Raw genomic sequence first — 15533 nt, 5'->3', positions numbered from 1 at the left:
TCGTACTGGTTGCCGATCATCTGCATGGACAGACTCGAGTGGACCGTCACCACTCCTGTGGTGGCGTTCACCACGAAATTCGCTTGGCCCGGCTGTGGTGGCGTCCCCGGATCTCGGGGTTCCGCCGGTTTCGGGTGACATACCCAACCGTGTTCTGCCCGAAGCAGGGAGAACTTCGTGTCAGGACCGAAGATACGGGCCAGATACTCCTCCACTTGATCCTGCGTTCGGTATTGCTCCGGCATTGTTCACCTCCATGAACGCCGCTATCCGGTCTCGTCGATGAGGGCCTGCCGATGTCCGCGGCGGCAATGGAGGATGTCCGCTCGCGCCAGCGCCGCGGATTCGACCGCCAGTGCCGTCCGGCCCAGTGCATCCCCACGTGACGACGTCGTCGGCCCGGATCGTGGTGGTCGTCCCCGAACCCGGTGCTCCCGTGACAATGATAGCCGTGGGATCGACTGCGGCCGTGCGGTTTCCGTAGCGCTACGGGACGATCTTGGTGGTGCGGACCCACCAGGCGGAAAGGGGAGATTCGATCCAACACCGCCGGGAATCCCATCGAAACGTGACGGACGTTCACTCGGCATGATCAGCGACCAGCGATTTCCGTCAATTCCGTCGGGCTGGATGCTGATTGTTCGGGTGTCCCCGGTTCGATCACGCCCGCATACTCGTCGGCCGGTTGGGCCGCACACCAACGTACGGCCTCGAGCGCAGTGCGGCCGGCCCGGTGGCAATCTTGCAGCCGTGCGATCCACAGGCCGCGACCGCGAATGCCGTCCACACCGGCCGAAGGCCGGGCGATATATCCGGCGGCGGCCTCGGTCGCCGATGCCCAGAGATAGCCGAGAATCGGTCCGCCTCTCGTCACCGGAAAATAGTGAATCGTTGTGTCCGTGGAAGAGGCATAATTCGACTCGTTGAGCGATACCGGCACCGTCCACCCCTTCGATCGGTCTTCCGGTGTGCCATCGGGGAATTCGCCGTCCTGGATCCACGGCCCCTCCTCGAGAGGTGGTGCGCCCGGATTGAGCCATTCCCACAGCAACTGCTCACTTCCGATTTCCTGCAACCGAGTGCCCGCTGGGACCCCGCCCATACGCGGATCCTCGTCGACCCCCACCCAGGAACGGACGGCGTCCTCGGCTGGAAGACCGCGGCGGTATCCTTCGTCGAGGCGGTTCTCCCAGAACTCGGGTCGGGTGAACTTGTCGGGATCGACCGCGGTGCGTCGCTGATATGCGGCGGCATTGCCGCCCTTCGATGCCCACAGCACTCCGATCACCTGTCCGTCCAGCATCACCGGCACGAACAGGATGGGCCGGCGCGTCCAGCGGTCGTATCCCTCGGGCAGGATCGGTGCCGGGCCCGGATCGAAGCCCCGATCCGGGGGAGGCAGGGGTGAGTCGGCGTTCGGCGGCATGAGGTTCCTTCTGGGCGTGCTGTTCTCGGGACAACGATTCCCATTATGGGGGTGGTGCCGGGCGCTGTATCGAGATGCGCGCCCGGAGCAGCCATTTCACCTCGGAGTAACGCTCTCCCGGCGGGTCGGGAATGGCCGCGATTATCTCGTAGCGTACGCCTCGGGGCAGGATCAACTCGCGTTGGTCGGGATAGCTGCTCCGCAACCCCATCCATACTCCTCTGGTGCCGGAAGGTATTTCGAGTTCCATGCGGTATTCCCCGTCGAAGTCCGGTGGTGGTTTGGCCCCGAGGCTCGCCGACATGAAACCGGCTTCGGTCTGAATCGTGCCGATCAGGTCGAGCGGGCTGCCGTGGGGGCCCAGTGGAATACCGTCGACGGTCAGGAATTCTATGGTCGAGAGGCCGCGGACGCCTTCGATGTGCTCCGGCAGTGGTCGTCCGGCCGCATCCAGTGTTGTCGCGTGATTCTCGATGAGATCGACGGACGGTGGAGCTCTGAAATCGAGCGATATCTTCCGATATTTAGACGCGTTCTTCCAGATCGATGTGATGTGTCGCAGCGGATTCTCGCTGTCGAGAATCTCGGCCAGCAGGTCGCGATGACCGGGAGTCAGATCCGTGCGTTGCCAGTGTCGCATCAGCACGTCAGGTGTCGGCACCTGATCGCTGCCGAACAGGTTCGACAAGTCCCGGAAATGGCCGTGGTCCCGCTCCAGCGTACGCACGAGGTCCGCTACGTCGCCGTGGCGTAGAAACGCGTTCACCACCGACGTGTTCGTGTACTGCTGAGCCTCGCCGAACTCGTGCGGCGGCAAGCCGTCGCGGACGGGACCCAGCACGGTCTCGCCGTAATGACTACCTTCGGCATCCGTCTCGAAGCGACGAGTGGGTGGTTCGTCGTCCGGGCCGTGTGCGGGCTCGTCGGACGTGCCGGGCCCAGCTTCCCGAGCATCCTCGTGGATGGCATGAGGGTCATCCACGCTGCCTGGGTGCGGAGGTCCGTCCGGTTCGGGTCGATATCCGCCCTCGATTGCGCGTTCCCGTGCGGTGTCCGTATCGAGCCCGTACTTGTGCGCGTCGGGTGTGAAGGGAGCGAAACCGTCGGTGCTCGTGCGGATGCTGGTGCCGTCGGGGTGGAAGGTCTCCCAGTGGCCGTCCGGTGGGATGCGGGGGCGGCGGTTGCCGTAGGCGTCGGCCTCGGGGGTCGAGGTGTAGACCCGGCCGTGGTTGTCGGTCCAGGCGCTGTGCGTGGGGGCGGTGACGTCGACGCCGAGATGGCGGGCCAGGTCGGCGGCGAAACCGTTGGTGGCGCCGTCACATCCGATGAGCCGGATCGGGTCGCGGTGGTTCCATGCGGGCTCGTTGCGGAGCAGGTCCGCGTAGTCCGCTGCGGTGTACTCGTGTCCGCCGATGACGGCATGGCCGTCAGGGGTGAGGTGCACGTCGGCGGTGTAGTGGTAGGAGTCGTGCGGGACGAGTCGTGCGTGATTGCGCAGCCCCGGATCGTCGTGGTGGGAGATACCGGCCGCGGTGCGCTCGCCGTGAGTGGCACCGGCCTCGTGCACGGAAGGGCGGTGCGGCACAGGGTGGGTCGCGGCGTCGATATGTGCACCGAGATGCCGAAGTTCGTGGGGTGCGAGGCCGTGGCCGTGCGAGTCCGGCGCCAGCCCGAGTTGGGCGCGCAGGTGGTCGGCCAGCACCCGTGGGTGGTTTCCGGGATGCCAGGGCGCCCCGGGCCGCGGGTCGGCGTGGATGTGGAGGTGGGCGGCCGCGGGGTCGGGGGTATGGACGAGGTCGACCAGCAGCCGATCGCCGGAGGGCAGGGACCTGCCATGGTTGAACGCGGTGTCGCAGGCGAATTGCGCGTTCTCCCAGAGGCGGTTCATCTCGTGGACCGGGATCCGGGCATCCACCGTCGCGTGCGCGCGGACGGTGACGACCGAGATCGGTCCACCGGATGCGTCAAGGTGGCGGCGCACCTCGAACGCCGGTCGGCTGCCGGGACCGTGCGCCGGGACTTGTGTCATTCGGCCGTGTTCCGGCGGAGCCTGGCGGAACTGCTCGCGCGCCTGCCGTCCGTGCCGGGCCTGCTCCACCTCCTGCCGGGAGTACGCGTGCGCCGGCCGGTGCTGTCCGGCAGCATGTTCGGGAGCCGGGTGCCGAGGCGCCGGATCTACTCGGCCGTGCCGCCCTGCTCCCGGTCTATCCTCCGGAGCTCCGACTCGCCCCACGCCTGCCAGATCTCGGCCTGTTCCTTCGTCGCGGGCCGCCGGCCGGCTGCTTCCCGCTCCTCGATGAACGCCATATTGCGGTCGACCACCGCCTGGCTCTCGGGGGACAGCGGGGGCTGGGTGGCGTTGTGTTCCTCCACCTTCCGCATGATCGCGTCCCATTCCTCCGGAGTGATGGGCATCGGCATTCCTTCCGAGATCCTCGAGGTGAATGTAGACCTTGCCGTCGCGCGGAACAACGGATCGGACCCTGAACTCGGTTCCGGGCGGGAAGACCACCTCGTCCTGCCAGGTGGAGGCCCAGGAGATGTCCTTGCCGGAGTGCGAATCGATGATGAGCTCGATATTTCCGCCGACCATCGACGATTCCTTGTCGGCGGAGGCGAAGCCGCGATCGGGAACGGTATTTCCCTGCCGGTACTCGTCCAGGAAGTTGCTCAGCTTCACCGGGTCGTCGATGTACAGCGATCGCAATACCCGGCCCTGGTGATCCGGTAGCTTGTTGTAGGCGTTGATCAAGGCGCGGATCTCGATGTCGTGCTTGTCCAGGAGTGCGCCGTCACCATCGCGTGTCGCCCCGTTCACCGCCTGGTTCAGGTTCATATCCTGATTGCGGCGAATGACGGCGATATCCGCGTTCGACAGGCGGGCGATCTCGGGATGGTCCGCTGCATTTTCGGCCCGAATCCTGATGGCCTCGTCCAGCTTCGCAGTTCGCGCGTATTCGCGCTCAGCAACCGGATCGCGATATTCCGGGTTGCCGTAATACGGTTTGTCCTCGACCGGTAGCCGGTCGGTCAGGCCTGAATCCCGCCCCCACCCGGCCAGACGCGGTCGGCCGTGTGCCTGCTCAGGATTCGGGCTGCCACCTTCGTCAGCAGCGGGTCCGATCGACCGTCCGCCGCTGTCACGGCCTCGTCTTCCTTCCGGATGGTCAGTTGCCGATCCAGGGCCGTCTCGTTGTTCCCGAAGTGGTACGTCACCTCGGCCGGGGTTTCGCCGACCTTCCGGTAGACCAGGTACAGCGCGATCGGTCTCACCCCATTTCTCGTGGTTCTCGCCGGTCCGGCCGGGAATCTCGTTCTCCCAGTGGGCTTTCGAATTAGCGTACTCGTGGGCTTCCCGATAACTGGCATCCGGATGCCGGCGCAGGTAATCCGCTTCGGCGAGTTCGTGTTCCAGCAGCGTGACATCGGCCGCCAGCGGTTCGCCCCGGGTCAGGCGCATCCATGCCTCGGCGATATCGGCATCGGCGTCGAATCGGCGTTGTTCGTATCCGATGACGTCGCCGTTGTCGTCGAAGATACTCAGCTTGTGTTCATCCACGAACAGGTGCTGTTTGATCGCACCGATCTCCGTCGTGGTGAACCCGACCGAACCGTCGCCGCGCACCAGCCCCGACAGGTTCGCGACGGCATCGCGGACGTCGGTGTCCGACGCGCGGATGATGTCGTAAGCATCGTCAGCCCACGCATGTTGCGCGGGCTCGTCGAACGGGTTGCGGGGCCTGGTCGATCCGCCGGTCTGCCTCTCGGAGGTGGAATCCGGGTCCTGGCTTTCCGGCGTCGCGTCGTGATCCGGATGGCTCGCCGGTTCGTGAACCTCGGCCGGGCCGTGACCGGACCGGTTCGCGTCATTCAGTATTCGAATGTCGCCTGTACCGGCCAGGTCCCGTCGCGGTCGAACCGGTTCTTCAGCCGGGCTCCGACCCCGCTGGTCGCCAAGGTCCGGGGATTCAGTGATTTGTCCCGTTTGTCGATGGTCAGGTGGTAGTCCTCGATCCGCTGGTCCGGGTGCTCCAGGGATTCGGTCTTCACCAGGTAGGTCACCCGGGTGGGTTCGTCGCTGATCTGCTGTACTTCGATCCGAATTGTCGGCGGATAGATCTGGCGTCCTGGCGTACGGGCCCCCTCGCGAACCGCCTTCGCGTGCCGGTCGGCGATCATCGGCACCGACCAACTCGGAACTGCCGTGATCACTCCGGTCCGGGCGTCCAGCACCAATCTCCCCGTCCCCACTCGGCGCGCCTCCTGCGGGGTCGGAATCCGGGTGCATATCCAGCCGAACTCGAATTTGTTCAGCTGAAATTCCGGGTGCCCGGGGAGGACCTGATCCAGGTACCGCTGTGCTTCCTGGGTGGTGCGGATCGGTAACTGCACTGTCGGGGCTCCCGTCGGGTAGCAGGACGATCGTTTGGATGGTGGCCGATCCGTCCACCAGCGGGGTCGGCGGATGGTCGGAAGTCACGGATGATTGCGGATCCCACCAGACCGGGCCGTCGGCATCCAGCGGATACACGACAAGGCTGGTGTGGCTCGTCACGTCCGGCTTCGGAGTTCCGTCCGAATTGTAGAGCGGCTCTCCGGTGTCCAGGTCGAACGCGTGCCACTCGTTCAGGACGATCGCCGACGCTCCGGGCCCGAGCGAGTCGACGTAGTCGTGCAACGCCTGGAATTGGTCGGCTATGGACAGATCCTGCGGAAATATCGACCACTCACCACCGAGCCAGGACTCCACCCGGTCCATTCCCGCTTCCTCGCCGGTGTTGAGAACGTCCGTATTCTCGATCAGGTCATCGAGATGCAGCGGTAGTGCCACCTGAGGGTCACCGTGGAACGTGGACAGCCCCGCCAGACATGTCTCGACGCAGTCGTTGTCGCGGCCCGCGACCTCCATTCCGCCGTCGTTGATCAAGCCCCCCATCGGATGCGTGCGAGGATCGGCGCCGATGACGAACTGGTCGTCCTCGCGACACGCATCCCGGAGCTGCTCCTGGTAGGCGGGATCTTCGAGGGGCGCCAGTTTGCCGTGGCCGAATTCTCGTGTCTCGGGCAGCCCGCGCAGGGCGGCAGCAGTGTTGTCGACGGTGATCTGGTCGGTGATCGTCCGCAGCTCGTGCGCTGTCAGTTCGAGGACACCGGAGTCCGGCAGACCGAGGTGGTCGCGTAAGTGCCGTATCGCGGCGTCGGGAGTGATGCTGTCCGCTGGGACGTGGAAATCCGCCTGGGCCGGGTCGTCGACGAACCGGATGTCGAGAGCCAGCCGATCACCGTAGAGCAGCCGGGGATCCGATCCGGTCATCGCCGCCACAGCCTGCCGGAACGTCAGCTCGGCGTGCGCCCGCTGGGTCCCACCGATTCCCTCAGGAAGGTGTGCTCGGACGGTCGCTTTCGTGACGCGGTCGCCGTTGTCGTCGAAGGTACGCTGGGTTTCGTAGGGCAGCGCGGGGCGTTCGGGGGAAGACGGCTCCGGCGGCATAACGTGTTCCGGCGCAGCCGGTTCGGTCGGCGGCGTGGTATGGCCGACGTCGTCCGGCGGATCCGCCGGCCCGGCCGGGTTCGGCCGTCGTCGATTCGGCACGTTCTCGGGACCCTCGCCGCGCGGCGGGCGGGGGGATGGCCGAGGTCCGGGGTCGGCGGGTCTCCTCCTGCCGAAGCGGGGAGCCCGTTCGGTGGTGGTCGACCGTGACTCGGTGTGCGGAGCCGCCGGCACGGGCGCTGCCACCGGAACCGGTGCGGAGCCGTCGCCGATGGGCCGTTCGTCTCTGCTGTTGGCATGGACGGCAACCGCTTCGCCGGTGCGCCGGGCCTGGATTCCGCTGCCGGGGTGCCCGGCGTAGGGCAATTTCTCCGGGCCGGCGCCGCCGCGGGTATCGGGCGCGGGAGTGCTCGCCGCCGACTGCCGGATCTGTTCCACCCCAGTGGGTTTCGGGGTGCTGCCGTCGCCGGCGGGAAGAGGTGCGTCGGGTCGCGCCGATTCGAGGCCGGCCGGGCCGCGGGTGTCCACCGGTGCCGTCGCGGCCGGATGATTCGCGGGAGCCGTCGCGGTGGTGGCGGCCGGGCTCGCCGCGGCCTCCGCGGGGCGCCAGGTGTCCGAGGCTCCGCCGATGCCGGTGCCGGTGAGGGTGTCGGTGAAGCGGCCGAGCCGCGGCTGATGGCCGCGGCCGAGGCTGCCGCCGTGTTCGCCGGTAGCGTTCGCATCGGAGACCGGCGTGGCGTGGTTGCCGTTCGAGCCCGGGGCACCGGCCCGGTTCGTAGTCTCCGCATCGGCTCTGCCGGTCGACGATTCCTGCCTCGATTGCGCCCCGGCGGTGGAACCGTCACCGTGTTCGGCTCGGTTGTCGTTCGACGGGCCGCGTTCATCCTCGGGCACACCGCCGCGATGGGCGTCCGAATCCGAACCGTGCGCGCGGTTTTCGGCGGTGGCGCCGGCGTGGTCGGTACCGGCTGCCGCATTGTTCTCGGTTGCCGATGCCCCGGTGGGCTCGGCAGCGTCGCGGCCGGCGGCGATGCCGTCGTGACTCGTGCTACCCCGGCTCGGGGCGCCGGTGCTGCCATCTGTGCCGATAGTGGGGGCGGCGTGGCCGCGGATGCCGCGAGACGTCGCCGAGGCCGCGCCGCCGACCGCGCCGGCACTGAACATGCGCCAGTCCAGGCCGCTTTCGGCGTCGTGGAGCGCCTGGTTCAGGCTTTTCCCCTGCACCAGATCATTGGTGAATCCGGCCGCGGTCGACGCCGCGGCGCCGCCTGCCGCACCCGCCAGACCTGCCAGACCGTGTTCGGCTATCCCGGTGAGCCTGGGGCCCAGCCCGGCCCGCTCGGCCAGCGATGTTCCCGCCCGCAAACCGAAGGGGCTCACCGCACCTGCCACCGCGCCACCCAGTGCGGCCATTCCGGTCTGGCCCCAGTTGATTCGATCGGTGTGATTCTCCCACCGTTGGTACGCCTGGATGCCCAGATCCTGTCCGGCCCCCAGCGTGGTCGACAACACCAGATGTTCCAGCCCGTACTTCATGGCCTGGAACACGAATCGCTTGACGCCCTGTGATTCCGCGATTCGCTCGGCGACCCGCTTCAGCAACTGCACCGCGATTCGCCGCACCGCTACCCGGGTTGCCATGATCGCACCCATCTCCGCGGCCTCGTCCGCGATCGGTGGCAGTAACAGTGCCGCGGCGATCTCGATGGCGAGCAACCCCAGCGAGGTTACGATCATCAACTGCGCGTACTCGATCTCGTTGGCGACATCCTTGATCTCACCGACGGTTTCGTCGACGTACTCGATCAGCTTGGTCAGCGACTGATCCTGGTCCGAGCCGTCGCCCTGCCGCAGCGCGGCCAGCCGGTCCACCATCGCCTGGCCACCGTCGCCGTGGGGGTACGCGCGGCGCACCGCCTGTTCCGCGTCCGGTATCTCGTCCAGGACCGGCTTCAGATCCGTTGCCGCCGTGTGCCAGATCGCCGCGAGCGCACGCATCTTGTCGGGGTCACCGTGTGGGTACGATCCGCCACCGACGAGTTCCAGCAGCCATTCGGCCCACCCCGGCAGATTCGGGAGCTTACCCATCGCCTTCGCGATTCGTCACCATGGGTGTTCACCACCCCGAATCATCGACCGTGCCTCGGGGTGTCGAATCCAGCGTCTCGGTGTCGTCGAACACGAGTGGGGCGTCCTCGTCCGCCGGGGTCGCCTCCGGATCCGTGGTGACCCACTGCGTCAGTCGTGTCGTCGGCAGAGCGTCGCTCAGATCGGGCATGCCCTCGATCAGGTCCGAAAGTTTCGGCAAGCGACCGTAGTTCGCGGTCATCGGCGCGGCCAATTCCCGACTGCGCCGGGTCACCTCGGCGATAGCCTGCGCCGATGCCTCGGTGACCGCACGGGCCAGTTCGGCGTAGGACAGGTCCTCGGCGCCGGGGCCGAAGGTGGCGTCGGTCAGCTGCCCCGTCGCGTTCACGGTGACCGACACCCGGTTTCCGCGCACGGACGCTGTCGCCGTCAGCTGCCTGCGTTGCTCTTCGATGGTGGCGGCCAGCCGCAGCTGCCGCTGCACCTCGTCGACGACCGACGCCAGCTCCGCTCTCGCGTATTCGTTCTCCATGACATCGACCCCCCAGTCGTTCAGAACGAATCTCGGTTGTTCTGCTCCTGGCCGATCAGATCGTTGGCGGCTTTGCTCTGTGCTGCGGCCATATCGGTGAAGGACTGGCTCATCACATCGACGGCGTGCAGCAGATTCGGCTTGCTGGTCTTGTAACCGTTGGAGCCGTTGGTGCCGTTGGCGAACTGATTTCCGATGCTGTCGTCACCCCACGGCTCACCCTGGCTGTCGACTCCTCCGTTCAAACTGCGGAATACCGCGGCAATCTTGTCACCCACACCCTGCACCACCTGCGATGCGGTGTTGAGCGCAACAGGATCGACTTCGACATGATCAGCCATGCTCCGGACTCCCCACTCCACGGATGCCGAGCATCCGCCTTTCGTCTACGGTGTGATCGACTGTGCCACAGGGACACATTGATCACAACCGGATACCGGCCACGTCATGGGAGACGCCGGGCTACGAGGAGAACGAGCACGTAGATGAATGATCCTGCGGGGGCGGGCCTTACCGGTGCAGATCAGGAAAGCGCTTTGCCGGATGTCGGTTTCAGTCTGGATGTGAGCCCGCCCGTCTCACCACCGATACCGCCCGACCCGCCGCCGGTGAGCGACGAACAGCGGGCCGCCGCTCTCTCTCGCGCGATCGCCCGGGAACTGGCCGCCGCCGGGCCACCCGGCTGGCAGCGCCTGGAGGCGGTGTTCGCCCTCACCGTGACCGCCGGCGTGGCGTTCGTCGACTACTTCGATGCCCCGGATCGGGTGGTCCGGCGGGAGCCCGCACCCGAGGTGGTGGAGGCCGCTCGCGGTCACCGTGAGATCGCCGCGCGGCTCGGCGCCGGGCCGTGGTGGCGAATGCTGCTGCAATTGAACCGATCCGGACAGCTCGAGGTCGACCACGACTACGGCGACGAACCGTTCCCGGACGATCAACTGCTGACCCCGGAGGCCTACCTCCTCGACCTGCGGGCCTTTCCGCGCCCCCGGCTGCCGATCTGGCTGGCCGCTCATATCGGCCACGCGGGCCGGCAGCAGCGGACACCGGCCGCCGCGGCTGCCGCCGACCGCGCGAGCGGCGCATCGGCCGAAACCGCACCCGATCTGCCACCGTTGGGCGACATGTGGGCGCGCTGGTCCGTTATCGCCGCCGTGTTCGCAGCCATCCGGTCGCCGATGGGACCGCGCATGCTGCCGTCGCTCGGCTATTTCGAGGGCGCCGGGCGCAGCGGGTCGACGCTCTGTCTGCTGCCGGGAGGACGAGCCGTCCTCTCCGGTGGAATCTGGAACGACCCCGCACTCGACGACGCCTACAACGGTTCCGGAAACATGCCGCACTACTTCGCGGGAGCCCCGGACTGGGTGGCGAATCAGGTGCTCAATCCGCGCGCCGCCGCCGGCCTGCTGTCCTTCTGCTACTGGTGGGACCGCCACCACTGGCGTTGCGGAGATTCCCCTGCCGCAACACAATTGGGCGAGGCGGTGCCGGGTGTCTGGACCGCCGACACCACCGTCGACCTGATCTGCGGCCTGATCGCCCCGGCACCGACCGCCCAACAGCGGACCGCGGCAACCGCATTGGTGAATGCGGCCGAGGCGGGTGCGGTCACCGACCGCCACCTCGCGGATCTGTTCGGTGCGGCAGCCGACGTCGACATCCCGGGCGCCGCGTACCAACTGACCCTGGCCGGGGTGACCGCGGACACCGAGGGGATCACCACGAACGGCCGCTGAGACGAGCGATTTCGCACGTCAGCGTGCGGCCAGGGCGGTCAGTTCGTCGAGGCCGGCCAGTTGCTGTTCGGAAGCGTCGGCGCTGATCGCACCCGATTTCGGGTGGGGAGCGAAGTTCCGGCCTCGGCGTAATGCATCGACCGCCGAGATCCCCTGCGCGTAGGCGTTTTCCAGTCGCTCCAACCACCATCCACCGGCGAACACGCCTACTTTGCCGGTGGCTGCCCGCGGTAGATACCCGGCTGCGTCCCCGGTGGTGGCGGCCCAGAGATAGCCGATCACGGTGGAGTCGAGTTGTACCGGCAGGAAGATCACGGGAGCGTCGGTTCGACGGGCGTATGTAGGTGATGGTGTGCTGACCAGCGGTCCCCAGCCCAGGGACCGGTCGGCGGGTGTGCCGTCGGCGAACATGCCGTCTTGAATCGGCGGACCCGGCGGCGCGGGCGGTCCACCGGGATTCACGAGCAGGTACAGCTCGGCGAGGTCCGCGGCGCGATATTCGGTGGCGTGCGCGGGTATTCCGCCGCCCTCTGGATGTGGAGGTGAGCCGACCCATTGCCGGACCGCCTGTGCCGGCGGCATTCCCTGTCGATACGATTCGTCCAGTCGAAGCTCTCAGACGAATGAGCACGACAGTAATGGGCTGTCGAATGGATTGCGTTCGTCAGGTATGTTCGAGGCCGTGGAGTCGATCCTCCGTAGGAATCCCGCCGAATTATATGCCTGTGACCCCCACAGGACACCCACGGGAGCGCCGTTCAACTCGACTGTATAGAAGATCACCGGCTGCCTGGTGCAATGCTCGTATGAATTCGATGACCATTGCGTGTCGGGCGGGGGTGGTTGGAAATCGGGGGTGGGCCCATCGGTCACTGAAGAATCCAATCTTTCGTAGAATTATCGCCAGGCACACCCGAGTCGAAGATCGGCCCCACGCTCTCGGCTCCGCGAAAGTCGTACCCATCTACCTCAAAGCGGAGAGTCGCCTGCCGCAACACAATTGGGTGAGGCGGTGCCGGGTGTCTGGACTGGCGATACCACCGTCGGCCTGATCTGCGGCTTGATCGCTGCGACGCCGACGGCTGAACAGTGCACTGCGGCAGTCGTATTGGTGGTGGCGGCGGAGGCGGGGTGCGGTCGCTGACCGCCACCTGGTGGATCTGTTCGGTGTGGGAGCCGACAACGATATCCCGGGTGCCGCGTATCAATTGACGGTTGCGGGGAGGACGGCGGACACCGGGGAGAACGCCTCGGACGGCCGTTGAAGAGGGTGGTTTCGCAGGTCAGCGTGCGGCCAAGGCGATGAGTTCGTCGAGACTGCCGAGCTCCTGCTCGGGAGCGTCGGCGCCGATCATGCCCGACAGTCGATCGGTAGGGAAGCTTCGGCAGCGGCGGACCGCATCGACCGCCGAGATCCGTTGCGCATACGCCGTATCCAGCCGCGCCCGCCACAATCCACCTGCGATCACACCCGGCTGTCCCGCGTTCGCGCACGGCAGATACCCTGCGGCGTCGCCGGTAGTGGCGGCCCAGACGTAGCCGGCCAGAGCGGACTCGAGTCGCACCGGCAGGAATATCACCGGGCCGTCCGTTCGACTGGGATATGTCTGTGGTGGTGTGCTGACCAGTGGTCCCCAGCCCAGGGATCGGTCGGCGGGTGCGCCGTCGGCGAACATGCCGTCCTGGATCGGTGGATCCGGTGGCGGTGGGCCACCAGGGTTCACCAACTGATAGAGCTCGGCCAGATTCGCCGCGTGATATTCGGTGGCGTGTGCAGGTATCCGGCCGCCTATTGGATCCGCGGGCGCGCCGACCCATCGACGGACTGCTTGTGCAGGAGCCAATCCCTGTCGGTACGATTCAGCCAATCGCTCGGCCCAGAGGATCGAGCACGACAGTAGCGGGCTTTCGTAGGGGTTGGCTTCGTAAGGGTTGCCCCCGGGCAGGGCGTCCGAGGTCGTTGCGGTGCTTCTCAACAGGAATCCCGCCGAGTGGTAGGACTGTGATCCCCACAGCACTCCTATGGGTCCGCCGTTCAACTCGACCGCGTAGAAGATCACCGGCTTCCTGGTCCAGCTCTCATAGGTATTCAGTATCGACTGAATGTCGGACGGGAGTGGTCGGAAATCTGGATTGGGCCCACTGGTCACTGGGAACCTGATCTTTCGTCGAGTTGTCTTCGGTCCACGCGATTTTATAGTCGTCGACCTCCTGAGCGCGTGCAAGCATCATCCGCTTGCTGTGTCCGGTGCGCCGAGCTCTTGTGGTGTGAGTACCCTCGCGCGCACGAGATAGCTACCGTCCGCCATCGGCACGACATCCTCGATCACATAATGCGTATTGCGGGGGAGGATGACCTCTCTCTGGCCGCCGTAGGCGCTTCGAGGACCCATCCAGAGTCCTCTGCTTCCTTTCGGCACATCGAGTTCGACCCGGTAGCGGAAGGGGTTTTTGTCGATCACCGCAAGTGATTCGCCGACTGCGGTCGACATATAGCCGTGTTCCACTTGCTGTTGATTTTTCAGCAGTGCAGGGTCACGTCCGCCGAGCGGCATTCCGTCCTGCGCGGTGAGGAAGCTCATGTCGTGCAATCCTCGTAATACTCGGATGTTTTCGTCGATCGGCTGGTCTACTGCGTGATCGAACAGATCCATGTGATTTCGCCAGCCGCTCGCGGACATGTCGCCGGAGAGCTGGTATGCGAATGACGAGTATTGCGAATGACGGCCCAATGCTTCGTTCCATCGCTCGGAGGAATCGTTTTTCAGGCTGCCGTCCGGATTCTGGAGGACGGTCTTCAGGTAGCTGTGGAGCGGATGGGATCTATCGCTGTTCCAGAGGTCGACGGCGAAACGTCGGAGTTCGGTCACGCTGCGGTAGCGTGGTGGCCCCGAGTCGGTGACGATGCCCACCGCTTCGACGCCTTGGAAGTCGTACGACATCCATTTCAGGAACCAGTCGATCCTGGCGTCGTCGTACTGCGGATCGCGCAGGTAGCTGTTGACGAGGGATTGCACTGTGTACTTGTGTGCCGCCTCGAATTCGTGTGGTGACAGTTGATCCCGCGCTGGCCCCAATTGATATTCGCCATATGCCTCGGCCCACAGGTCCGGATCGTGTGGTGTCGCCGGGATGCCCTTGGCCGGGTTACCGGTCAGCCGGTCGAGGATGTGTTCGAGCCCGGGGTGACCACCGCGGGCTACGCGGGCTCGCATCTCGTTGAGGAGTCTCGGGTCGTGTGCCTGGGCGCGATTCCAGACCGGTTCTACGACTGGATGATTCCGCCCTTCGGCCAGCTCCCCTCCGTGCGGGCCCGATGCAGGATCCGGCCCGCCGTCGCCCGCAGTATCCCGTCCGCCGGTTTGCCGATGGCCCGGAATTCCCGAGTCTTCTTGTCGATCACCAGGTTGCGATCCAGGTTCTGCTCGTCCGTCCCGAACCGGTACTCCACCTGGGTCGTGTCCTCCCGGATCCGGTCGTAGAACACCAGTAGAGCCATGGTCGTCCTTTCCCGCGCTGTCGTAATGTTCGCCGGTTCGCTCCGGAATGTCGCGCTCCCAGTTGTAGCGCTGGTTGGCGTGACGATGTGCTTCGGGATAGGTCGCGTCCGGATGATCACGCATGTAGTTCGACTCGGCGAGCTCGTGTTCGAGCATGACCAGGTCCTGTGGGAGTGGGCGGCCCTCGCGCAGGCGGATCCAGGCCTCGGCCTGGTCCGCGGAGGGGTCGAACCGGGCACGAGTGTATCCGCCGTTGTCGTAGTCGCGCAGCAGATGTTCCTCGGACATCAGGTGGCTCTTGACCTGCGCTACCTCGTCGCGCGAGTAGCCTATCGATCCGTCGGGCCGCCGGACGGCCGCGAGGTGGTCGGCGATGGCGTCCACATCGGTCGGGTCGGCTCGGAAATGGTCGTAGGCATCGGCGGCCCAGGCATCGTCGTACCCGGGGTCGCGGGGGCGCATCGCGCCGCCGGTGTCCAGCCAGTCCATGCTCGGTCCGCCGGTGTGTGACGGATCGGGATCGTCCCATCGGGGTGGGTCGGCGTACGCGGATCGGCGTGGCTCGGTGGTATCGGCCGGTCGGCCGTCGTCGAAGGTGGCTGTGCGCGGGCCTTCCTCGGTCGCGGCGGCGGGGCGTTCCGCGAGGGTATCGGTCGGGGGACGTCCCTCATCCGCGTGACCGGCCGCACTCGCGTAACCGCGGGGCGGTGTTGTGGTGTCCGGTGATTCGGCCCGGACGGCGACCGTTTCGGGGCGGCCTGCC

The 15533-nt window shown here is 66.2% G+C and carries 8 protein-coding genes; 1 reads left to right on the top strand and 7 read right to left on the bottom strand.

The genetic code is table 11. The features are described from left to right. Nucleotides 1–592: 592 nt before the first annotated feature. The 4 genes from LBW94_RS11840 to LBW94_RS11825 form a co-directional block, all read right to left on the bottom strand. The gene (locus LBW94_RS11840) at nucleotides 593–1312 is read right to left on the bottom strand and encodes a hypothetical protein (protein WP_225061023.1); all 720 of its coding nucleotides are present in this window, start codon (nucleotides 1310–1312) and stop codon (nucleotides 593–595) included. Nucleotides 1313–1469: 157 nt separating this feature from the next. Continuing rightward, complete coding sequence (locus LBW94_RS11835) at nucleotides 1470–9005, bottom strand: toxin glutamine deamidase domain-containing protein (RefSeq protein WP_225061022.1); 7536 nt, start codon at nucleotides 9003–9005, stop codon at nucleotides 1470–1472. A gap of 28 nt (nucleotides 9006–9033) precedes the next feature. Next, nucleotides 9034–9537 carry a YbaB/EbfC family nucleoid-associated protein gene (locus LBW94_RS11830; protein ID WP_225061021.1) on the bottom strand — a complete coding sequence of 168 codons (504 nt, stop codon included), beginning with the start codon at nucleotides 9535–9537 and terminating at the stop codon, nucleotides 9034–9036. 20 nt (nucleotides 9538–9557) lie between these two features. Continuing rightward, a complete protein-coding gene (locus LBW94_RS11825) occupies nucleotides 9558–9878 on the bottom strand; it encodes a hypothetical protein (protein WP_225061020.1) in 321 nt (106 codons plus the stop codon). 267 nt (nucleotides 9879–10145) lie between these two features. Between LBW94_RS11825 and LBW94_RS11820 the strand changes: the two genes are divergently transcribed. Continuing rightward, a complete protein-coding gene (locus LBW94_RS11820) occupies nucleotides 10146–11270 on the top strand; it encodes a hypothetical protein (RefSeq protein ID WP_225061019.1) in 1125 nt (374 codons plus the stop codon). A gap of 18 nt (nucleotides 11271–11288) precedes the next feature. Here the strand turns inward: LBW94_RS11820 and LBW94_RS11815 are convergent, their stop codons facing one another. The 3 genes from LBW94_RS11815 to LBW94_RS11805 form a co-directional block, all read right to left on the bottom strand. Further along, nucleotides 11289–11852 carry a hypothetical protein gene (locus tag LBW94_RS11815; RefSeq protein ID WP_225061018.1) on the bottom strand — a complete coding sequence of 188 codons (564 nt, stop codon included), beginning with the start codon at nucleotides 11850–11852 and terminating at the stop codon, nucleotides 11289–11291. 701 nt (nucleotides 11853–12553) lie between these two features. Then, on the bottom strand, nucleotides 12554–12994 hold the full coding sequence (locus tag LBW94_RS11810; protein WP_225061017.1) for a hypothetical protein: 441 nt from the start codon (nucleotides 12992–12994) through the stop codon (nucleotides 12554–12556). Between the two features lie 504 nt (nucleotides 12995–13498). Continuing rightward, a complete protein-coding gene (locus tag LBW94_RS11805; RefSeq protein ID WP_225061016.1) occupies nucleotides 13499–15259 on the bottom strand; it encodes an ADP-ribosyltransferase in 1761 nt (586 codons plus the stop codon). Nucleotides 15260–15533 lie beyond the last annotated feature (274 nt).

Origin of the sequence: Nocardia sp. alder85J, from assembly GCF_020176955.2 — a bacterium.
GTDB lineage: Bacteria > Actinomycetota > Actinomycetes > Mycobacteriales > Mycobacteriaceae > Nocardia.
Note: the sequence above shows the minus strand (reverse complement) of the source record. Positions and strands in the feature narration are given on the sequence as shown.